Here is a 22,679-nt window from a genome sequence, read left to right on the forward strand (position 1 = left end):
TCGTGTCATCGACGAACAGGTGACGACATGTCAAAACCCATGAAGATCGACTTCGTATCGGATATCGCGTGCCCCTGGTGCGCCATCGGCCTGGGTGGGCTGGAGCGCGCGCTGGAGCGGCTGGCCGGCGAGGTCGACGCACAGATCACCTTCCATCCCTTCGAGCTCAACCCGCAGATGCCGCCCGGCGGGGAAAACACGCTGGAACACATCGTCGCCAAGTACGGCATGTCGGTGGACGACGTACGGATGAACCGGGAACGCATCACGGCGCGCGCCGCCGACGTTGGGTTCGCCATGAACACCTCCGACGACAGCCGCATCTACAACACCTTCGATGCGCATCGCCTGCTCGCCTGGGCCGCAGAACAGGGCATGCAGCACGCGTTGAAGCGGCGGCTGCTCGCAGTGAACTTCACCGAACAGGCCGATCCGGGCAACCGCGACGTGCTGGTCGCGGCAGCGGCGGAGGTCGGGCTGGATGCCGCGGCGGCGCGGGAAGTGCTCGACACGGGGCGCTACGCCGAGGACGTGCGTCGCGACGAAGCGTTGTGGCAGAGCCGTGGCATCACCGGTGTGCCGGCCGTGGTGGTGAATGACCGTTACCTCATCTCCGGCGGGCAGCCGCCGGAGGAATTCGAGCGACAGCTGCGCAAGATCGCGCAGGAGTCGCCCTGACTAACCGACCGCGTGGGCCGGCAGCAGCTGCCATCGATGAAGCTGGTCGATGGTTCGCGCCACGCTGTCTTCCGCCCGGATGGCCTGCCCGAGCGTCGTGGCCGCCGTTTGCATGGTGGGCTGTTGCGTCGTGCGGAGGGCGTGCGCAAGGTCGTCGCCGGTGAACCGGCGCCGGTCTAGCGGGGGCGGCGCCACGCCCAGGCCGTGCAATCGCCTGGCCCAGAACGGCTGGTCGCCGAAGAAGGGAATCACCACCGACGGAATGCCCGCGCGCGCGGCCGCCGCCGACGTGCCCGCCCCGCCATGGTGAACCGCCGCGGACATCAGCGGCAGCAGTCGGTCGTGCGGCGCATGGTCCAGTACGAAGACCCGTTCGCGGTCGATGTCCTCCGGTGGCGACAGGCCGCCCCAGCCGGTCACGAGGACGGCGCGTTGCCCACTCTTGCGCAGGCCGTCCAGCAGCGTGTCGGTGAATTCGCGGGATCGCGCACCGACCATGCTGCCGAAACCGATGTAGACCGGACGCGGCCCCGCATCGAGGAACGCCTGCAACGCGGACGGCGGTGCCCAGGACGGATCGTCATGAAACCAGTAGCCGACCACCTGGCTGCGATCTTCCCAGTCGTCCGGACGGGGCAGCACCTGCTCGCTGAAGCCGTAGAGCACCTTGTCGTGCCCATGCACGCCGTCCTGCGGCGGCCCACGCCAGGGAAAGCGGGGCAGACCGAGCGCCGGGCGCACCACGCCGTTCACCGCGGGGCACATGACCCGCCACACCAGCAGGCGCAGCAGGCGGTAAAGGGCCAGGTTGACGCCGCCGGGCAGGGATAACCCGTTCCCCCCCAACGTCAGCGGCGGCAGCCGCCGCGAGGGTGCAAGCGGTTGCAACTGCACCGCCACGAAAGGCAGGTCGTGCGCCTCGGCCAGGGACCGTGCGAGCAGGGTGGCACTGCCCGAGCCGATCAGCAGCGTGGCCGAGCGACAAGCCTCCCGGCCCTGCGCGATCCAGTCACGGGCCCACTGGGCGTAGCGGGCGCGAAAGATCCTGGCCACCGTGACAAGCCGATCGGGACGCGCGGACAGGGTGGGGTCGCTCGCCAGTGTCGCCTTGAAGTCGCCGGTGAGCGGCGCGAACGCCAGCCCGGCCGCGAGGATCATCGGCGCAAAAGACTCGCTGGTCACGATGCGCACGGCGTGGCCCGCGCGCTGCAGGCCGACACCGAGCCCCACGTACGGCTGGATGTCGCCCCGCGTTCCCAGGGTGAACAGAACGATCACCGGACCGCCTCCTCAGGTGGTGGCGGTGACGCGCGCCGGGGAAAAGCGCGCTTCGCCCAGCCGATGGCGTAGGTGCCGCGCGATCTCCATGGCGGGGGCGGGCTCCAGCATCGCCTGGTGGTGGCAGTCGACGTCATGGACATGGAAGTTGCCGCCGACCCACGGCTGCCAGGCGTCCGGATGCTGATGAAACACCTCGGACGACGCGATCGCGGTCTTGCGTGTCGCATGGAAGAAGATGACGTCGGTATCCACACGGGCCGGTCGATAGCGGCGGGCCATGGCCAGGTGCTGGCGGGTGAGGGCGATGACACGGGCGATGAGGTCCGGATCGCGCTGGCTCAGGGCTCGCACCACCGGCAGGTTGAAGACGTCGTAGGAATCGCATAGCAGCGTGGCCAGCGCATCCATCGACACCGGTGCATCCTCGCCCGCGAACTCGTGCAGACCGAGGAAATGCAGCACGGCGCGTACCTCGTCGGCGTCGTCCACGGGCAGGTCGGATGCGGTGAAGGGATAGGCATCCAGCATCGCCAGGAACTCGACGGACTCGCCTTCCGCTTGCAGGCGCGCCGTCATGGCATGCCCGATCAGTCCGCCCATGGACCAGCCCAGCAGCCGATACGGACCCTCCGGCTGCACCTGCCGGATCTGCGCGACGTAATCGTCGGCCACGTCCTCGATCGTGTCGTGCGTGGCGGCAGCGACCAGTGCGCGGGACTGCAGGCCGAACACCGGCTGGTGGGCATCCAGGTGGCGTAGCAGCCCACCGTAGCTCCAGCTGATTCCCACGGCGGGATGGATGCAGAACAGGGGCCGGACGTCACCGCCGGCACGCAACCGGAGCAGGGGCGCCAGCGGGCTGGCGTCGTGATGTTCGGCGCGCTCCAGGACACGGGCGAGCCCGGCGATCGTGGATGCGTCGAAGAGACTGGCCAGCGACAGTTCGGTTCCCAACTGGGACGAGCAGCGCGCGACCATCTCCGCCGCGGCGAGCGAGTCGCCGCCCAGGGCGAAGAAGTTGTCGTGGATACCGATCCGCTCCACGCCGAGGATGTCGCGCCACAGGCCGGCCAACTGCTCTTCCGTGGGGGTGCGCGGCGCCTCGTAGGTGGCCTGGCGCAGCAGCGTCGGCGCCGGCAGTGCCGCGCGGTCGAGCTTGCCGCTGGCCGTCAACGGCATGCTGTCCAGGCGGAGGATATAGGCGGGCAGGACCGGTTCGGGCAGGTGGCGCGCCAGTCCCATGCGCAACCGGGCCTCGTCGAAGGGGCGATCCGCGGACGGCACGACATAAGCCACCAGCACGGTCTTGCCGGACTCGTCCGGACGCGCGACTACCGCGGCCATGTGCACACCCGGCAGGGCCAGCAGGCGGTGCTCGATCTCGCCCGGCTCGATCCGGTAGCCGTTGATCTTGACCTGCTGGTCGACACGACCGACGAATTCGAGCTGGCCGTCGTCACGCCAGCGCACCAGGTCGCCGGTGCGGTACATCCGTCTTTCCGTTGCCGCGAAGGGATCGGCGACGAACCGCTCGGCGGTGAGCGGGGCGCGGCGCAGGTAACCCGCCGCCACGCCGGCACCGGCGATGTACAGCTCGCCGGTGGCACCGGGTACCACCGGCTGGCGCTGGCGGTCGAGGACATACACCTGGGTGTTGCTGATGGGACGACCGATCGGCGGCGGCGAGATATCGCCGGCATCCAGGTCGGCCACCGTGGACCAGATCGTGGTTTCCGTGGGGCCGTAGAGCTGGGTGACCCTGCGCGCGCGCTGCAAGAGTCGGGCGGCAAGGTCCTCGGTCAGGGCCTCGCCGCCGACCAGTGCGTGCACGGTGTCGAGCCGCAACGCCGCGTGGGCCAGCAGGATCCGCCACAACGACGGGGTGGCCTGCACCACGGTGACGCCTTCCTCGTCGATCAGCCGTGCCACGGCGGCCGGCTGCCGGAGCGTTGCCGTATCGGCCACCACCACCTGCGCACCCACCACCAGCGGCAGGTAGAACTCCAATCCGGCGATATCGAAGGTCACCCCCGTGAGTGCGACGAAGCACTCACGCTGTTCCGGCGCCAGCGCATGGACCATCGCCTGCAGGAAATGCGACAGGTTCGAGTGGGTCACCTGCACGCCCTTCGGCTTGCCGGTCGAGCCGGAGGTGTAAAGCACGTAGGCGATGCCGCTGGCCTGGCACCGGTCGGGATGCCGCGATACCGGCAGGGGTTCGTCCTCGACGTGGACGAGCAGCATGCCGCCATGCGGCAGCCGCTCGCCGATGTCCCGCGTGGTCACCAGGGCCAGCGGCTTCGCATCGTTGAGCATGTCGTTCACGCGCTCGACCGGTCCCTCCGGATCGAGCAACAGGTAAGTCGCTCCCGCACGCATGACGGCCAGCAGCAGCACCAGCAGGCGTTCGTCCCTTGGTAGCGCCAGTGCCACGATGTCGCCCGGCTCGATGCCGTCGTCGATGAGCTGCTGGGCATACGCGGCGCTGCGGTCGTGCCACTGGCGATAGGTCACTTGTCTTCGTTCCGAGCGTATGGCCACGGCATCCGGCGTGCGCGCCGACCACGCCGCCAGCAGCTGCGGCAGGGGGCGCGCATCGACAGGGCATGTCGTCGCATTCCAGTCGTGCATCAGTCGCCGACGCTCGGTGGGCTCGAGCAGGTCGATCGCGGCGAGCGGCTGCGAAGGTGTGTCGAGCACCGCATCGATCATCCGGACCAGTCGATGCCGGTGCTCGTCCAGCTCGGCCATGTCGTACAGCGCGGGACTGGCGTCGAAATCGAAACGAAGGTCGGCGCCGTTGCCCCGGTCATAAACGAACACGGTCAGATCCTCGGCGGACCCGTTCGATGCGTTGTGCGCCTTGGCCGATCCACCGGCGAAATCCAGCGCGTAATCGAAGGGCTCGATATTGATGCCCAGCCGGGCCAGGTGTTGGCCCTGGCCGACCAGCCCCAGGTCGCGCCGCACGTCCTCGTAGCGGTACTGCTGGTGCCGCAGCGCACTGCGCACCGTGGTGGCCACCTGGGCGAAGAGCTGGCCCGCCGTCATCTCGGGCGACAGCGCCAGGCGGATGGTGACCGCATTGGCCACCATGCCGGGCGTGCGCCGCCACACATCGCCCATCCGGCTGGACACCGGCATGCCGAACACCAGGTCTTCGGCGCCGGTCAGTCGGTAGTAGTAGGCGGCGACCAGGGCGATCAGCACCTGGGGCAGGCTGGTCGAATGCTGCTGACCCAGCAGGCGCAGGCGATCCACCGTGGCGCTGGACAGATGGCCCACACTCCGGAGCAAGCCGCCCGCACTGCCTTGCGGTCGCCTGCGGGCGAGGGTCACGGCATCGGGCAGTCCTGCCAGTTGCGCCGTCCAGTAGTCGCGGTCGCGTCCGAAGCGGGACGACGATCGGTATGCGGCCTCCGCATCGACCAGTTCCGCCAGCGCACCGAAGTGGCAGGGACCCGGAGCCTCATTCCGCACGAACGCCGTGTATAGCTCCGCCACGCGCTGCGCTACCTTGCCGCCGCTGTAGCCGTCGTACACGGCATGGTGGGCACGCTGGTACCAGTAGAAGCGATCGCCGTCGAGAAGGAAAATCGCGCTGACCCACAACGGATCGCGTGCAAGGTCGACGGGCTGGCTCAGCTCGTCGAGCATCCACGCCTCAGCCGCCGTGCGTGGGTCGGTCACGCCGCGAAGATCGATGCATGGAAACGTACCGTTATAGACATCGCGAACGAACTGGAACGGACGTCCATTGTCTTCGTCGATACCCACGCGCAGCGTCTGTGCTTCGTCGGTCACCTGGAGCAGCGCTCGTCTGAAATGCTCCAGGTGCAGCGTGCCCTCGATCTCCACGAACTCCGCGATATTCATGGTGGAGCCGGGTGCACCGACCTTGTGTCCCACCCACAGTCCCCGTTGTGCCGTGGTCAGCGGCAGCTTGCCTTGTCGTTCGGTATGCATGGTGTTCCCCGCGTTAACGACAGGCAGGACGATATCCGCCGATCTCGTTTGGCCGTCTGAAAGAAAAAAGATTTCTTAAGTAGTGTTGAGAGTGAATATGACACTGCGTGGTCGGACGCTGTGTCGCGCATCACAGTCACGGCATGCCGCCATGCAGACGGCGAATCGGGTAGTCGTGGCGTATAAGCGTTTTCCGGCGTGCTGCCGAAACGGCTTGATCGCGCGGTTACCACCCTGGGTGGCATTACAGGCAAAATAGCGGGTTGGACGCGCTCCACGGCTGTGTGGCGCATCGCTCCGGTTTTCCTCTTTCTCTTTACGGATCATGCTTTTGGACACTACCGCCCCCCTGGCCGACGTCACCGCCGATACCGCGCTGCTGGAGCGTCTGCGTGCGGCGACGCAGCTGCTCGAGTCCGTCGCGGCCGACAGGCTGCTGCTTGACGGTTTGCCAGCCGACGATCGTCAACGCCTGTACCAGGCGGTGGCGCAGGTCTATCACCCCGACCCGGGTGAGCGCCGCATCAAGCTGAAAGTTGCCCAAAAAGCGCGTCATGCCGAAAAGATCAAGGCCGAGGACGATGTGCTCAACCAGACCGGCATCCGTGCGCTGCGGCGCAAGCCGGTGTTCACCACGCCCAACGTCTTCGCACCCGAAGGGTTCGAGGCCAACGATATCGGGCCCGACGCCGATGCCGCGCAACCGCGCGAGTCGATCGAACCGAAGCACTGCTACGTGTGCAAGCAGAAATACTCGGCCATCCATTTCTTCTACGACCAGTTGTGCCCCACGTGCGCGGCATTCAACTACGCCAAGCGCACCGAGCTGGTGGACCTTCGCGGTCGCGTGGCGCTGCTGACCGGCGGTCGCGTGAAAATCGGCTACCAGGCCGGCCTGAAGTTGCTGCGTGCCGGCGCCGAGCTGATCGTCACCACGCGCTTCCCGAGGGATTCCGCGGCGCGTTACGCCGAAGAGCCGGATTTCGGCGAATGGGGCCACCGCCTCCAGGTCTACGGGCTGGACCTGCGGCACACGCCCAGTGTGGAAGCGTTCTGCCAGGAACTGGTCGCCACGCGGCCACGCCTGGATTTCATCATCAACAATGCGTGCCAGACCGTGCGTCGTCCGCCGGACTTCTATGCGCACATGATGGAGGGTGAGACGGCCGCCCTGCACGACATGCCCGAGCACGTGCGCAAGCTGGTCGGTCATTACGAGGGCCTGCGCGGCTCGCACATCCTGCCCGATGCCGCCGCCTCGTCCGGTGGGCTCGCCGGCCAGCGGGCACCGTTGCCGGGACTGACCCGGGCCGCCGAGCTCTCGCAGCTACCGCTGCTGCCCGAGGAACTGCTGGCGCAGAGCCACCTGTTCCCGGAGGGCCGGCTGGACCAGGACCTGCAGCAGGTGGACCTGCGCGAGCGCAACTCATGGCGCCTGCTGATGGCCGAGGTGCCGTCGGTGGAACTGCTGGAGGTGCAGCTGGTCAACGCCATCGCGCCGTTCATCATCAACGCGCGGCTGAAGCCGCTGATGCTGCGCACGCCCGAGCGCGACAAGCACATCGTCAACGTCTCGGCGATGGAGGGGCAGTTCTATCGCAACTTCAAGACCACCCGCCATCCGCACACCAACATGGCCAAGGCGGCGCTCAACATGATGACGCGTACCTCGGCTACGGATTACCAGAACGACGGTATCCACATGAACAGCGTCGACACCGGCTGGGTGACCGATGAAGATCCGGCCGACCTGGCGGCGAAGAAGGTGCGGGAAGAACGGTTCCACCCGCCGCTGGACATCGTCGACGGGGCCGCGCGTATCGTCGATCCGATCATCAGCGGGATCAACACGGGCGAGCATGTATGGGGGCAATTCCTCAAGGACTATCGGCCGACGGACTGGTAAGCGCAGGGGACGTCGCCTGGGACCACCATGCATTTTCGGCAGGCTTTCACGCATGGCTTCCGGGGATCGCTTAGGGTGAATCGCGGCCCTTCCGCCGCTCCCAGGAGACGTTTTGCCATGACATGCCATGCCTCGTCGTCCCACGATCTTTCCGCTCCCCGCGCCTTCGCCCGCCTTCGTGCCACGGAAGTCACCCCCACGCTGAAGGAAGAGAACCGCGGCAACGTATTCCTCACCGTCTATACCGATCCGGATCGACCCGAGCCGGAAGTCGGCATCATCGGCGGCTGATTCACCTGTCCGCACCTTGCGCCCCGCCTTTCGCGGGGCGCATTCGTTTAGGGAGAGACAGCATGACCGGGACACGTCCGCTCATCCTCGCGCCGCACAGCGATCCGCACGCCAGCGCGCTGGCGTGGGCGATCGAGCAGCAGGGTGTGGAGCCGCTGTGGTTCGCGGCCCTGCCCACGGCGCCTGGTTCGCATTACCGCTTCCACATCGACGCGGACGGCGAGTCGATGGATGCGCCGTTCGACCTGGCCGGGGGCATCACGGCCGTGTGGAACCGACGGTTCCAGGAGCCGAAGCCGCATTGCGCGGAGGCGGACCGCACTTTCGCCGCCTGGGAATGGAAAATGTTCCAGCGCAGCGTGTTCAGCCTGGACAGCACGTTTGCGCGCCCCCTCTGGGTCAACCCGATGGACGCGGCGCGCCACGCGGAGAACAAGCTGGTGCAGCTAAGCGTGTGCCGGCGCCTGGGCATTCCCTTCCCCGACACCGTGGTGACCACCGACGCGGCCGAGGTACACGCCATGCGCGCGCGCTGGGGCCGGATCGTCTTCAAGAGTTTCCTGGTCCACCAGTGGGAAGAGCGAGACAGCGGGAAGATGCACGCGGTCGGCGTCACCTTGCTGGACGGCGACAGCGACCTGCCGGCGGAGGCGATCGCCGTGTGCCCGGGTATCTACCAGCGCTATATCGAGAAGACCTGCGACGTGCGCGTCACCGTGATCGGCGACCGTATGTTCGCGCTGGCCATCCGCAAGGACCAGGGCGGCGGCTTCGTGGACTGGCGCACGCATGCGGGCGATCCCGAGCTGCGCGCGGAGGGTATCGTGTTGCCCGAGGCGCTGGAGGCGCGACTGCGGGCGTTCATGCGGGAGCTGGGGCTCGTTTTCGGTTGCATCGACCTGGTGATGGACGCCGAGGGCGGCTTCCATTTCCTTGAAGTGAACCAGGCGGGGCAGTTCCTCTTCGTCGAGGACATGCTGCCGGGTTGCCCGATCCTGCGGGCCATGACGGCGATGCTGGTCACCGGGCGGGTGGACTATGCGCTGGATGACGTCGGCGATGTTTCGATGAAGGGCTTCTGGGCGTCGGATCGGTTCGACCGGTTGCGCGAGGCGGTCGATGAGGCGCCGCCGGAGCGGGTGTTGTTTACGGTGGAGTAGGTTGGCAGCGCTGACCCGTATAATGGCGGGCTCGACCTTTTTTGTAAGCGAGCCGCCTCGTGCCGAACTCCGATATCCCCGCATGCCCGGTCTGCGGCATGGAAAACACCTACCCCGATGGCGAGATGTACATCTGCCCGGACTGCGCCCATGAGTGGCCGCAGCAGTCGGCTGCTGCCGACGAAGGCGTAGCTGTCGTGCGCGACGTCCACGGCAACGTGCTCAACGAAGGCGACTCCGTCGTCGTCATCAAGGACCTGAAAGTCAAGGGATCCTCCATCCCGTTGAAGCAGGGCACCGTGATACGCAACATCCATCTGGTGGACGGCGACGCGGAGCACATCGAAGGGAGCTCGGACAAGATCAAGGGGCTGGTGCTCAAGGTGTGCTTCTTGAAGAAAGCCTGATCGCTCAATACTGGTACTGCATCGTCACGCCGATGGTGCGCGGCTGGTTCAACGCCACGCGGCGCGTCGTCGGCAGGTCGGCCGAGATGGCCACCGGCAGGTCGGTCTCGCCGCGCTTGTCGAACAGGTTGGTGGCGTACAGCGAGATATCGAAACCGTTGCGGCCTTCCATACCCACGCGGATATTGGTGGTGGCAAAGCCCTTGCGACGGTAGAACGGGCTTTCGCGGTCGTACAGGAAGTTGGAGTCGCCCACGTAGCTGATGTCAGCACGCATGAAGCCGTCGTACTGCGCGTTGACCCGGTGGCGATACTCGCCGGCCAGCGAGCCGGTGAAGCGGGGCACATTGACCAGGCGGTCGCCGTCCTTCGCCGAGGTGCCGGGCACGTCGTTCTTCAGGTAGGCATCGTTGTAGCTGAAGCCGGCGCTCAGGGTCACGGCATTGACGGGCAGGAATTTCAGTTCCAGTTCCGCGCCCTGGCTGACCGCGCTACCGAAGTTGGCGGTGATGTTGTAGCCACAGCCGAGCACGATCTGCTGCTGCACGTGCTTCCAGTCGATGTGATACACGGACGCGTCGACCAGCAATTTGCGGTCGAGCAAGGCGCTCTTGAAGCCCAGTTCGTAGTTCCAGAGGGTGTCCGGGTTGTACTTGTTCAGCTGCGACTGGCTGAGGCCCAGCCCCGAGACCTCCGAACCGCACAGCGTGGCCGGGGCAGGGTTGTTCGGGCCGCCGGGCCGATACCCTTCGGAGGCCGTGGCGTAGACCATGTCGTCGGGCGTGACCTGGTACTGCAGCGTGAACTTGGGCGTGCTGCCGTAATCCTTCGATTTGCTCTGTACCGCGCTCGGGCCACCGTTAAGCAGGCCATCGCCGGTCTGCGAGAAGCCCTGCTTGACCTCGAAAGCACGGATGCCCGCGCTGGCCTTCAGCTTGTCGGTAATGTTCCAGGACAACTCGCCGAACACCGCATACTCGTCGAGGGTGGCGTTGCGACCGCCCTGGTAGATGGTGGAGTAGGCCGGGAACGGGGTGCCGAAGGTCTGGTTGAAGCCACCCGGGTAGGGAATGGACGAGTTCAGCGGCGCGCGCACGTCATGGTAGAACGCACCCAGGATGGCCTGCACCGGGCCATCGAACTTGCTGGTGGCGCGGACTTCCTCTGTGAACTCCTTGTTCTTGTAGCTGCCGTACATGGTGGTCGGGTAGACGCTGGGCAGGCCGAAGAAGTAGTTGATCACCTTGGAACTGTCGTCACGGATGCTGATGTCGCGGGTGAAGTACGAGCTGGACGACATCAGTTCGAAAGCGTCGAACTGCTTGTGGATGGCGATGTTGGAGATCGTCGACTTCTGGATGTTGGTCTCGTTGACGTCACGCACCTGGTACGGGTTGTCGAGCGACGCGGGAATCTTGTCGTAGGTGAACGGAGAACCCAGTCGGGAATACTGGTAGATGACGCTGGGCGTGATCGTCAGCGAATCGTCCGGCTTGATCAGCATGGCCACGCGGGCCCCATACGTCTTGTACGTATTGACGTTGTCCTTCTTCCTGCCATCCGGGTCCGCCGCCAGGTAGTTGGCGGGCGAGATCGGGTAGCGATCGATATAACCGTCGTCGTCGCGGTAGTAGGCGGACACGCGCAGCGCGACGGTGTCCTTGATCAGCGGCACGTTGAGCACGCCATTGACGTTGGCATTGGGGCCGCCATGGTACGTGCCCGAAACGTCCGTTCGGATGCGCGCCTCGACGAAGTCCAGGTCGGGTTGGTTGGTCACGTACTTGACCGTGCCACCCATCGAACTGGAGCCGTAGATCGTGCCCTGGGGCCCGCGCAGCACCTCCACCCGCTCGATATCGAACACCGAGGGATCGATGACGCCACGCGTGGACAGCAGCGCGGCATTGCTCGACGCGGCGATGGGCACGTCGTCGAGGTAATAGCCCACCGTGGCGGCGGAGCCCGCGCTCGAGGAAATGCCGCGGATGATCAGGTTGTTGGAACCCGGGCCCGAGGAGGCGACCGTGAGCGACGGCGCGATACGCGCCAGGTCGACGAGGCTGGTCACGCCCTGGCGTTCGAGCTGCTCGCCGGTCAGCGCGGTCATGCTGATAGGCACCTTCTGGATGTCCTGCTCGCGCTTGGCGGCGGTGACCGTGATGCCCTCGAGGCTCTGCGGGGTGTCGGACGCCTGGGTCTTTTTCTTGCCGTTGGCCGGATCGGTGGCGTCCTGCGCGGCGGCCGCGCCCGTGGCCAGCGCCACGGAGAGCAGGGCGGTGTAGAGCAGCGTGCGCTTGAGATCTTGGTTCATGGAAGCCCCTGCCGATCGGCTGGATGGAAGACGGTCTTGAGAAACAGGCATACCCTTCGCGCACGCGCGCCGCCATGGCGAGCGTGTTCTCGAGCAAGTGTGCGTTGCGCCCCCTGGCGCCGGACGTATAGCCGTCTGAACCGCTTTTTTGCGGCAGTGCAGCGAGCCCTGTTTCGATCAGATCAAAAAGTTTTGATGGAGTCAAGCTTTTACGTTAGTCTGCCAACGGACCGACCGCTGCCATCCGGCCATGCTTGCCGGTGTCGGCGGAAGGGCAACTTCCCACATGTTCCAGGGGTGCCATGAAAACCTTGTCCGTTCTTTTCTGCGCCCTGGGCGCCGTGGTGACGACTGCCTCCATGGCGGCTGAAGCCCCAGCCGAACCGGTCGCCCAGGCCATCAAGCAGACACTCGATGCCAGTGCCGCCTCATGGTCCGCCGGCGACCTGAAGACCTTCATGGAGTGCTACGAGCGCGCGCCAGGCACGCGCTACGTGGGTTCGAGCGGTATCGTCGAAGGGTACGAGGCGATCGAGGCGATGTACGCGTCACGCTTCCGGACACCCGGTGCCGGCCTGGGCAAGTTGACCGTGGACATCGTCGACGTCAAGCCCCTGGGCACCCAATACGCCTTCGTCATCGGGCGTTACCACCTCAAGCCGGATACCGGTGGCGAGGTCTCGGGCTTCACTTCGCTGCTGTTCCACAAGGTCGGCACGCGCTGGCTGATCAGCAGCGACCACAGCTCCTAATCATGGCGGGCGCGCAGGGGACGCCGGACAAAGCCGATGGCCTGAGCATAGGCTCCGCGATCCGGGATCGACGACGTGGCCTGGGCCTGACCCTGCAAGCCCTGGCCAACCGCTCCGGGCTATCCGTTCCTTTCCTGTCGCAGGTGGAGCGGAACCTCGCCCATCCCTCGCTGCTCTCGCTTGAGGCCATCGCTCATGCCCTGGAGGTGGACGTCGATTACTTCGTCGGGGTACCCACACCAGGGCAGATCGTCTGTCGCGCCGATGAGCACGACCGGATCGACCTCGAGTCGCCCGTGGTCTACGAACGCCTGAGCGGGCGACATGCCGAGCGCAAGATGGAAGCGTTACGCCTGACCGTGCCGGCAGGGCTCGTGGCGCCGACGATCCACAGGGAAGGGGAGGGGTTCTGGTACCTCCTCAGTGGTTCGCTCGAAATGACGGTGGGCAGGAAGACGTTCGTGCTGCACGCGGGGGACAGCGCCCACTTCGACCAGCGGCATCCTTACAGCATGCGCAATGCAGGCAAGGACGAGGTTCGGATGATCTGGGTAGGAACGCCGGCCATCTTCAGGGACTGACCGGCGCCCTCACGAATCCCCGAAGCTTATTTCGGGGCAAGCCGGTACAGGCCGCCGGGCTGCGCGTCTTCCAGCAGCCAGAGCGAGCTGTCCGGCGCTTCCTCGACATCGCGGATGCGCTTGCCGATGCTCCAGCGCTGGACCGCGGTGGCGCCGCCCTTGTCGTCGACGGTGACGCGAATGAGTCCGCTGCTGACCAGGCCGCTGATCAGCGCGCTGCCCTTCCAGTCCGGGAACAGGTCGCCCTTGTAGAACATGATGTTGCCCGGCGCGATCACCGGCTTCCAGTAGATGACCGGCTTGACGAGATCCGGGCGCGTATCCGGGCTGGGAATAGGCACGCCGTTGTAGTTGGCGCCATAGGACACCAGCGGCCAGCCGTAATTCTTGCCACGCTGGATCAGGTTCAGCTCGTCACCGCCGAAGGGGCCGTGCTCGAGCTCCCAGAGCCGACCATCGGGAGCGAAGGCCAGGCCGTACGGCGTGCGGTGCCCGGTGCTCCAGGTTTCGGCGGGGGTGAGGTTGGGACCGGGGAACGTATAGGTACTGACGACCGGCGCCGTCTTGGCCGCCTCGGTATCGGCAGGCGGATCGATCAGCGGGATGGTGCGGGCACCGACCTTGCCTGCCCATGGATTGCCTGGAGCGGGTTTGCCATCCAGCGTAAGGCGGAGGATCTTGCCTTCCGGCTGGTCGGGGTCCTGCGCGGGGGTGAAACGCTGCCGGTCGCCCACGGTGAGGAAGAGGTACTTGCCATCGGGTGAAAACGCGATCTGGGCACCGGGCTGGCCGCCCTTGCCGGTGGGCATCTGCTGCCACAGCACCTGGAAGCCTTCCAGTCGCGGCTGGTCGTTATCCAGGACCAGGCGGCCGCGCCCCATGGCCAGGCCGCCGCCGTAATCACCGGGGGCGACGTAGGTGAGGTAGACGTAGTGGTCGCTGGCGTAATGCGGCGACAGGAACACGCCAAGCATGCCGTTCTGGCCTTCGACGTAGCTGGACGGAACGCCCTTGAGTTCGGTCTTGGCGCCCTGCTGGGTCACCAGGTCGACCCGGCCGACTTTTTCGGTGACCAGCATCCGGCCATCGGGCAGGAAGGCGATGCGCCAGGGCAGGTCGAAGCTGGCTACCTTCGTAACAGTGAAAGGGAGGTCGGGATCGGGTTTCTGGTCGCCTGCGTTGGTCTGTGCATGGGCGGCGGCGCCGGTGAGCAAGGCGCCAAGCAGGAGCGCGTTCGTCAGGTGCTTCATGGGCATGTTTCCTCGCGGCCGGCGTCTGCGCCTGGCCTGGATGGTCGCAAGGTTCAGTCTGCCATCCGCCGATCTACAATGCATCTATTCCAGATGACGACAGACAGGACGATCACACGATGACGATCGCGGATGCTTCGCGCACCCAGTCAGGGCCTTCCACCAAACAGCACTTCCCGGCCCTCGACGGGTTGCGCGGCGTGGCCGCCGTCGCCGTGGTGATCTTTCACTTCATGGAAATGGTGAACGGCGACTACAGCCATCTCTTCATCGGCCATGGGTGGTTGGCCGTCGATTTCTTTTTCTGTCTTTCCGGATTCGTCATTGGCTACGCCTACGACGACCGCGTCGGATCGATGGGTGTCTGGGGCTTCTTCAAGGTCCGGTTGATACGCCTGCATCCGATGGTCGTGTTCGGCTCGCTGCTGGGCCTGCTCACGCTGTGCGCGAATCCTCTTCGCGTCGATCCGCTGCCGTACGATCCCGGTTCGCTCGCGCTCCTGCTACTGACGTCGATCTTCCTGATTCCTTATCCGACGATGCCGGAGGCCGGGTTCAGTCTCTTCGGCCTGAATTCGCCCGCCTGGTCGCTGTTCTCGGAATACATGGCGAACGTCGCTTATGCGCTCGTGCTGTGCCGGTTGGGTCGCCGCTCGCTGGGCGTGGCCACGGCAGCCGCAGCGATCGTCCTGTGTGTTGTGGGCTATCACGAAGGTAACCTGTGGGGCGGCTTCAATGGCGACACGTTCTGGGTCGGTGTTGCAAGGGTGACGTTCTCCTTTCTTGCCGGTCTGCTGGTATACCGCCGGAAATGGATGCTGCGGACGCGTATTGGCTTTCCGGGCCTGGCGTTGCTTCTGATCCTGCCCCTCGTCATGCCGTATGCCGACCGCGGGTGGATTCGCGAAGTCGTTGTGATCGTCCTCTATTTTCCGCTCATCGTGATGCTGGGCGCGGGATCCGTGCTCGACCGATTGTCGGTGAGATTCTGCAAAATCGCCGGGGATATCTCGTATCCGCTGTACATGACCCACTATTCCGTCATGTATATCTTCGGCGATTACTATCGGTCGACCAAGCCGGACGCCGGGGCACTGACGCTGGTGATCGCCGTAAGCACGGTTGCCCTGATCGCTTTCGCTTACGTGGTCATGAGGTACTTCGATCTTCCGTTGAGGCGATACCTGATGAACAGGAGCCGGTGATCGGGGGAGAGCAACAAGTTCGAAGCTTTTTCGGCACGCGCACGTTGCCAAAAAACCGACGCGAAACGCCAGGTCGCGACGGCTAGGCATTATTCCGCGGCGTGGATCGCCAATTCAGCCGGCAGCACTTTCAAAAGTGCTGAATACGTTCGTGACATCATATTTTTACGCCTAAAACGGAACATTTTTCGTTTTTAGGCGCGTGGCGTGACGTCGATATTTCGTGGTTACATCCCGGCGCACAAGGAGGTGCACTTCAGGGCCGCATGTTATGTCGGAAACAACGGGGGGTCCGGATCATCCGGCTTTCACCGCTAAACCAACGCGTTTCCACGGGAGAACAACGTGCCAGTGAACATCCTTTCCGTTGCTGTTCGACGTATTAAGCTCGCCGTCGTCGCCAGCCTTGCCTGTGCAGCCTGCGTACCCGCCGCCTTCGCGGCACCTCTCGGCGACGACACGGCGCAAGCGCCATCGATGGTGCTTCCGCAAGCCGTACAGAGCTGGCACGAAGACATCACGCGTATGTCGACGCCCTCCAATGGTTGTTTCCAGGCCACCTTCCCTAGCATGACCTGGGAAAAGACGTCCTGTTCGCAGGTGAGTCCATCCGCTCACCCGATGCCGCGCCGTGCCCAGGCTGTAGGGGCGTTTGCGCCGGCCTCGGGTGCGGCAACCACCGGTAACGGCAACGACTACGCGATCGCCACATCCAACCTGATCAGGAGCGCCACCGGAACCTTTCCGTCGGTCACCGGGGTGACCTCCGAGAGCAGCGTCGGGGTAGCGGCGTTCGGCAATGGCGGCATTCTCGGACCCAACGAGTACACGCTCCAGGTCAACACGAATGCCGATCAGGCCACGTCGGCCTGCCAGAATCATTCGGGCTGCAGGAACTGGCAGCAATTCGTCTATGGCACCGACTACAGCACGCGGGGCCAGGCCCAGGCCTTCATCCAGTACTGGCTGATCGGCTACGGCAACACCTGTCCGAGCGGGTGGTTCGGCGGCGGCAGTGGCTCCTGCTACAAGAACAGCGCCGGCGTGACCGCACCGAACGTTCCCGCGACGCAGCTGGCCAAACTCAAGCTGACGGGAACCGCCACCGTCGGTGGCAACGATACGCTGGTCTTCACCAACGGTACCAAGGCGTACTCGCTCAGTGCCAGCGACAGCGTGCTGGGTATCGCCAGCGTGTGGGATCGGGCCGACTTCAACGTCAGCGGTGATGCGGGCGGAGCGGAAGCGGATTTCAACACCGGATCGTCGATCACGGTCAAGATCGCCGCCGTCGATGGCACCACCGCACGGCCGACCTGCGTATCGAACGCCGGTACGACCGGCGAGACCAACAACCTGAATCTCGGTAGCTGCACGGCGAGCGGTGGCTCGTCACCGTCGATCCAGTTCACCCAGTCGAACTAGGCAACACGTTTCACTGGTGAAGGGTGCCGAAGGATCGTGCTTCGGCTCCTTATCCTTAGCTCTCTACTCGGACGTTCCCGGATCGCAAGCGGGCGTCCGCTGGCAAGTCCTGCGTGTCCCGGACCTCTGCCGCATTGCATATGGCGTCTCGCCGGTTCTTACGGCAAGATGCTGCGCAATCAGGGGAGGGGTACATGGAAGCATCGCAAGGTGTGAGTGCGCTCGACGCCGCGACGTCGGGCACGGGATTCAGGCTGGGCGCCATGGCGCTGGCCGTGGCTATGGGGCTTGGTCTTTCTGCTTGCGGTGGGGGAGGAGGAAACGGAAACGTCCGGCCGACCTCTCCATCGACCGTACCGCCATCGTCGCCTCCGTCTGTGCCGCCAACATCTGTGCCGCCCACGTCCTCACCGCCCGACCAGCCGCCGACAGCACCCCCCACTAACGGCACGGGCTTTGCCGGTGGCACGATCGACGTTGCTGCGGGCGTTGCCAAGGTACTGGCTGACAACCTCAGTGGTTCGTTCGACGTCGTCAAGGAAGGTGCCGGCGCGCTGACGCTCACCGGCACCAACGCCTATACCGGCGTCACACGAGTGACGTCGGGCGGGCTGTACGTGGATGGCGACCAGTCGGCTTCGACCGGGAACACGGAGGTTGCCAGCGGCGCAACCCTCGGCGGCCGCGGCACCATCGGTGGCAACGTCACCGTCGATGCCGGCGCTACCCTGGCCCCCGGCAGCCGGGGTGCCGTCGGTACGCTCCTCATCCATGGCAACCTGGCGCTTTCGGCGAGTTCCGTGCTGGCCTATGACACGGCTGCATTCGATGCCCACAACCCGTGGGTTGGCGATTTTCTTGACGTCAAGGGAGATCTGACGCTGGATGGCAAGCTCACGATCGACTCCCCATCGGGTGGCTCTTCCGGGCCGGGCGTCTATCGTCTGCTCAATTATGGTGGAGCGCTTGTCGATAATGGCCTGGATGTGGATGGCGGCCTACGAGTGCAGACGGGTGTCGCGCATCAAGTCAATGTCGTAGATGCCCAAGGCATGAATGTCACCTTCTGGGATGGCGATGGCGGCCCCCAGGGCGACCACGTCATCAACGGCGGCAACGGAACGTGGCAGGCGAGCGGCACCGGGGCGAGAACGAACTGGACCGACGTGAATGGCGCGACGAATTCGGTTTTTTCGAGTGGCTCGTTCGCCGTATTCCAGGCTACCCCGGGTACGATCACGGTGGACGCCGGCAAGGGCGACGTCACGGTGGCCGGCATGCAGTTCGCCAGCAATGGATATCTCGTGCAAGGCGACCCGATCGTCCTTGTGGGCGTAGCAGGGCATCCCGAGCGCACGGTCTTCCGCGTCGGCGACGGTACTTCCGCCGCCGTCGGTTACGCAGCCACGATCGAAAGCGCGCTCACTGGTAGCTCCGGGCTCGTCAAAACCGATCTCGGTACCCTCGTGCTTGGTGGCGCCAACACGTACACGGGTGGAACCACCATTGATGGCGGCGTATTGCAGATCGGCAGCGGAGGTACCAGCGGCTCGATCATCGGCGATGTGACCGACAACGGGACACTGGCGTTCAATCGCAGCGACCTTGTCGAGTTCGCCGGAGTGATCCAGGGCTCGGGCGCATTGCGCAAAGCGGGCGCGGGCACGCTCATCCTTACCGGCGACCACACCTATACCGGCGGGACCACCGTCAGTGGCGGCATCCTGCAAATTGGCAAGGGCGGCACCGTTGGCTGGCTCACCGGCGATATCGCCAACAACAGCTACGTCAGGTTCGATCGCAGTGACGACGTGCTGTTCGGCGGCAACATAACGGGCAGTGGTGCGCTGCTGAAAGATGGTGCCGGAACACTGATAGTGACCGGCAATCTCACCGAGGATGGCTCGAACACAGCCAACAAACCGACCACGGTGACGGAAGGCACGTTGCAGATCGGTAACGGCGGGACGATCGGCACGGTCGGTGGGGACATTACCGATAACGCTGCGCTGGTGTTCAATCGCAGCGACAACGTGCGTGTCGATGGCGCGATCCGGGGTACGGGTTCACTGACCCAGGCTGGTACGGGCACGCTCATCGTTGCTAACGATGTTTCCCTGGCGGGGGTTACCATCAGCCGGGGAACGCTGCAGATCGGCAATGGCCGAGCGAAAAACTGGAACTCTGGGCCGATCGCCAACAACGGTACCCTGGTATTGAACCTGGGCAATCCTTCCTCCGTGGTGCCTGGAATAACCGCACCGATCAGTGGAAGCGGCAACCTGATCAAGGAGGGGGCCGACGCCGTCGCACTGGTGGCCGACAATACGTACACGGGCGGCACCCGGATCAATGGCGGCACGTTGCAACTAGGTACGGGTGGCACCACGGGCGGCGTCACGGGCGATATTTTCAACGATGGACTTCTGGTGATCGATCGCTCCGATAACGTAACGCTGAGCAACCGGGTAAGCGGCGCTGGCGTGTTCCAGAAAACGGGGCCCAACACGCTGACGATCACGGGCGACCTGACACATACGGGAGGCACAACGATCAGCCAGGGCAGCCTGCAGATCGGCGACGGCGGTACGACGGGCACCCTGGCCGGTCCCATCCTCGATAACGCGTCATTGGTATTCAACCGGAGTGATGACCAGGTTTTTGCGGGTGCCATCAGTGGTGCGGGACAAGTGACGAAGCTCGGAGTAAACACGATGACGCTTTCCGGCGCGAATACGTTCACCGGCGGAACCTTCGTCACCGCAGGAACGCTTCGGGTCGCCGGCGGCTCGTCGCTCGGCTATCAGGCGACGGTGGGCGGGAATCAGGTACCCGCGGTTCTGAGGGTGGATGCCGGTGCCCGCATCGCCGACACCCTGCTCCAGGACGGTGCCACGCTGGATAATGCCGGCACCGTGCATGGCGGTGGTCCTTTCACGGCGGTCCGCGGCGGCGCGGCCGCCGTGCTCAACCGTGATGGAGGCATCATCGAGACGGTCCCCCAGCAGGGCTATGTCGGCGGCGCTGTGTCGCTCGGCGCCAACAGCACGCTCACAAATGGGTCCGGTAGCATCATTCGTGGCTCCAGGGGGGTGGAATCCGCCGGAGTCGTGAATAATGATGGTGGCACCATTTCAGGCCTCACCAATGCCGGCATTTATGGTGATATGCCTGCTGTCAACAACACAAATGGTGGTCGGATCACTTCGGGAAGCGAAGCCCCGCCGTTCAACCTTCCGATCAGCACCGGTGTCTTCGCCTCGCATACGAACGTCGTTATCAACAACCTGGGCGCCAGTTCCATCGTCGGCGTGCAGAACGGCATTAGCCTGCGGGACGGTGGTACCGTGAACAATGACGGAGGGAGCCTCGTCTCCGGCATGACTGGCGTTGCCGGCGACAGCATGTCCAGCGCGATCGTTGCGGTCAACAACACGAGCGGCGGCAATATAACGGGCAGCCAGACAGGCATCCGCCTCGGCGTGGGGGGCGTGGTCGTCAACGGTGCCGGTTCGACGATCGGAACGACTGCGGCGCCGTCGGGCGACTGTTCCGCCACGCCGGCTTGCGCGATTTATGTCCCCGTGTATTCCGGATTTGGCCAGTACGGTTCGAATGGCAGCCTCACGCTGTCCAACGCCGGCTCTATCCTGGGTGACGTACAGATGGACCCGGCGCTGGTCCACCACGTGACGCTCAGCGCCGGTGGCTACATTCACGGTGCACTGAAAATAGGTGGCAACAGCCATTCCACCTTGACCCTCGACGGTGATGCAGGCACCACCCAGCGTTACTCGGATGCGGTCACGGGATCGACGACTTTCAGCGGTGCCATGCTCAAGAATGGTGCCGGTACGTGGCTGATCGACGGCAATGCCCTGGCAGGTGTGGCCAGCACGGCGATCAACGCGGGTTCGCTGCGCGCGACGCAGGCGCTCGCAGGAAATGTCACCGTAAATACGAGCGGTACCCTTGACGGTGTTCCCGGCGTGCTTGGCGGCCTCGTCAATAACGGTAGGGTCCTGGTGCACGCCGGTGATTCGACGGTGGGCAACGGCTATAGCCAGACATCCGACGGCACCCTGGCGGTCAGCCTGGGCAGCAAGCTTGCCGTAAGCGGAGCCGCCACGCTCGGCGGAACGCTCGAGGTCACAGGTGCCGACGCCGGATATGCCAGCAATACGCATACCGATGTCCTCGTCGCTTCCGGCGGTGTCAGCGGCACGTTCAGCCAGCTGGTGAAGGATGCCGGCGTCGTATTCACCGCAACCAGCATCCACTACGATGCCCAAAGCGTGTGGCTCGACACAACAGGCCTCAACGTGACCACCGCGGTAACACAGCGGGGTGGCGTTCTCACCACAGCATCAATGGCCAGCGCCACGCGCGTCCAGCGGGCTTTCACGCAGATGGACGCTAAGGCCGTAAGCGGTACCCTCGCGGAGGTTCCGGCGCCGTTCGTTACCGCCGCGGGCCAATTCCAGCAGGCTCCGACGGTTCAGGCTGCGCAGGCTTCTCTACAGACCTTGTCGGGGCAGTTGCATGCGGCCAGTGCGGCTATGACGTTCGAGGCCATCGATGCCTCCAGTCGAGCACTCGCCGATCACATGGACGAACTGCTGGACAAGAAAAGCGGCTATGGCATGTGGACGCACGACCTCAGCATGGACGGCAACATGGGGCGATCCGGTTTCGATGGTGTTGGTTTCCAGCTCAACGGCTGGATGATTGGCAACGATCGGAAGATTGGAAGCTCCGGGGTGGGCGGCTTCGCGTTCGGACAAAGTCAGGGCCAGCAACGGCTGGATCAAAGCGCCGACCGTAACCGTAGCCGCACGACCGAGGGGATGCTTTACGCGGGCATACTCGACGGCAATTGGTATACGCAGGCACGCCTGGGCGTAGGACATTTCGAGCAGGACGTGAATCGGCAACTGCTGCTTGGTGTGAACACACAGGCCGTGGGCACCCGGTACGGCGGTGATTACAGCGTCGCGTACGGTGAGACGGGACTGAATCTGAACTGGGCCGGCACGCGTGTGATTCCCTTCATGAATGTCGAGTACGCGAACATCCGGCGCGATAGCTTTTCCGAGCAAGGGGCAGGCGGCTTTGGCTTGCAGGCCCATGCGCAGGTACTTGATCGCTGGCAGGCGGGAGCTGGACTCAGGGCCAGCCGTCACTGGGACTTCGGCGGCGGACGCGGCGTGGACGTGCGGGCCAGTGCCCAGTTTCAGCGTACCCTGGCGTCGACGGGCGATGTCTTCGATGCCAGTTTCGTGGGGCTGCAACAGTGGCAGCCTCTGGTCGGTATCGGGCTGTCGCGATATAGCGGTTTGTTGAACGTAGGACTCAAGGCCAACTTGGGGGCGGACGCATCGCTGGACCTCGGATATGACTACCAGATGGGCCAACGGGACAGTTCACGACTGGTATCGGCGCGGTTCGTAAAAATGTTCTGAT

At 64.7% G+C, this 22,679-nt stretch carries 14 protein-coding genes; 10 read left to right on the forward strand and 4 right to left on the reverse strand.

From position 1 onward, the window contains the following. The first annotated feature begins 27 nt into the window (after positions 1-27). The gene (locus tag ACVKN3_RS00950; protein WP_285404806.1) at positions 28-678 is read left to right on the forward strand and encodes a DsbA family oxidoreductase; all 651 of its coding nucleotides are present in this window, start codon (positions 28-30) and stop codon (positions 676-678) included. Here ACVKN3_RS00950 and ACVKN3_RS00955 read toward each other — a convergent pair whose 3' ends face one another. Both ACVKN3_RS00955 and ACVKN3_RS00960 read right to left on the reverse strand, forming a co-directional pair. Continuing rightward, the gene (locus ACVKN3_RS00955; protein ID WP_354513115.1) at positions 679-1,956 is read right to left on the reverse strand and encodes a glycosyltransferase; all 1,278 of its coding nucleotides are present in this window, start codon (positions 1,954-1,956) and stop codon (positions 679-681) included. 12 nt (positions 1,957-1,968) lie between these two features. After that, complete coding sequence (locus ACVKN3_RS00960) at positions 1,969-5,925, reverse strand: amino acid adenylation domain-containing protein (RefSeq protein WP_354513113.1); 3,957 nt, start codon at positions 5,923-5,925, stop codon at positions 1,969-1,971. Positions 5,926-6,250: 325 nt separating this feature from the next. On the opposite strand from ACVKN3_RS00960, the gene ACVKN3_RS00965 reads away from it, so the two are divergent. The 4 genes from ACVKN3_RS00965 to ACVKN3_RS00980 all read left to right on the forward strand — a co-directional run bounded on the left by ACVKN3_RS00965 (position 6,251) and on the right by ACVKN3_RS00980 (position 9,689). Beyond that, positions 6,251-7,831: an SDR family NAD(P)-dependent oxidoreductase gene (locus ACVKN3_RS00965; RefSeq protein WP_456991012.1), complete on the forward strand. Its 1,581-nt coding sequence runs from the start codon at positions 6,251-6,253 to the stop codon at positions 7,829-7,831. Positions 7,832-7,948: 117 nt separating this feature from the next. Beyond that, positions 7,949-8,122 (forward strand): hypothetical protein, encoded by a 174-nt coding sequence (locus ACVKN3_RS00970; RefSeq protein WP_185754377.1) that lies wholly within the window; start codon positions 7,949-7,951, stop codon positions 8,120-8,122. Positions 8,123-8,184: 62 nt separating this feature from the next. Beyond that, positions 8,185-9,282 (forward strand): hypothetical protein, encoded by a 1,098-nt coding sequence (locus tag ACVKN3_RS00975; RefSeq protein ID WP_285404812.1) that lies wholly within the window; start codon positions 8,185-8,187, stop codon positions 9,280-9,282. Between the two features lie 59 nt (positions 9,283-9,341). After that, entirely contained in the window at positions 9,342-9,689 is a 348-nt protein-coding gene (locus ACVKN3_RS00980) for a zinc ribbon domain-containing protein YjdM (RefSeq protein WP_285404814.1), read from the forward strand. Positions 9,690-9,693: 4 nt separating this feature from the next. Here ACVKN3_RS00980 and ACVKN3_RS00985 read toward each other — a convergent pair whose 3' ends face one another. After that, positions 9,694-12,003: a TonB-dependent receptor gene (locus tag ACVKN3_RS00985; RefSeq protein ID WP_354513108.1), complete on the reverse strand. Its 2,310-nt coding sequence runs from the start codon at positions 12,001-12,003 to the stop codon at positions 9,694-9,696. A gap of 302 nt (positions 12,004-12,305) precedes the next feature. Here ACVKN3_RS00985 and ACVKN3_RS00990 point away from each other — a divergent pair, with 302 nt between their 5' ends. Both ACVKN3_RS00990 and ACVKN3_RS00995 read left to right on the forward strand, forming a co-directional pair. Further along, positions 12,306-12,755 carry a YybH family protein gene (locus tag ACVKN3_RS00990; protein ID WP_285404818.1) on the forward strand — a complete coding sequence of 150 codons (450 nt, stop codon included), beginning with the start codon at positions 12,306-12,308 and terminating at the stop codon, positions 12,753-12,755. 2 nt (positions 12,756-12,757) lie between these two features. Beyond that, complete coding sequence (locus tag ACVKN3_RS00995; protein ID WP_036141387.1) at positions 12,758-13,336, forward strand: helix-turn-helix domain-containing protein; 579 nt, start codon at positions 12,758-12,760, stop codon at positions 13,334-13,336. A 26-nt stretch (positions 13,337-13,362) separates the two neighbouring features. Here the strand turns inward: ACVKN3_RS00995 and ACVKN3_RS01000 are convergent, their stop codons facing one another. Further along, a complete protein-coding gene (locus tag ACVKN3_RS01000) occupies positions 13,363-14,586 on the reverse strand; it encodes a PQQ-dependent sugar dehydrogenase (RefSeq protein WP_354513106.1) in 1,224 nt (407 codons plus the stop codon). Positions 14,587-14,705: 119 nt separating this feature from the next. Between ACVKN3_RS01000 and ACVKN3_RS01005 the strand changes: the two genes are divergently transcribed. The 3 genes from ACVKN3_RS01005 (at position 14,706) to ACVKN3_RS01015 (ending at position 22,678) form a co-directional block, all read left to right on the forward strand. Beyond that, positions 14,706-15,791, forward strand: coding sequence for an acyltransferase family protein (locus ACVKN3_RS01005; RefSeq protein ID WP_354513104.1), 1,086 nt, complete (start codon positions 14,706-14,708; stop codon positions 15,789-15,791). A 600-nt stretch (positions 15,792-16,391) separates the two neighbouring features. Further along, positions 16,392-17,216: a hypothetical protein gene (locus ACVKN3_RS01010; protein ID WP_354513103.1), complete on the forward strand. Its 825-nt coding sequence runs from the start codon at positions 16,392-16,394 to the stop codon at positions 17,214-17,216. Positions 17,217-17,410: 194 nt separating this feature from the next. Further along, positions 17,411-22,678, forward strand: coding sequence for an autotransporter-associated beta strand repeat-containing protein (locus ACVKN3_RS01015; RefSeq protein ID WP_354513101.1), 5,268 nt, complete (start codon positions 17,411-17,413; stop codon positions 22,676-22,678). The last annotated feature ends 1 nt before the right edge of the window (position 22,679 follow it).

The sequence above is a fragment of the Luteibacter sp. PvP120 genome, assembly GCF_054055715.1.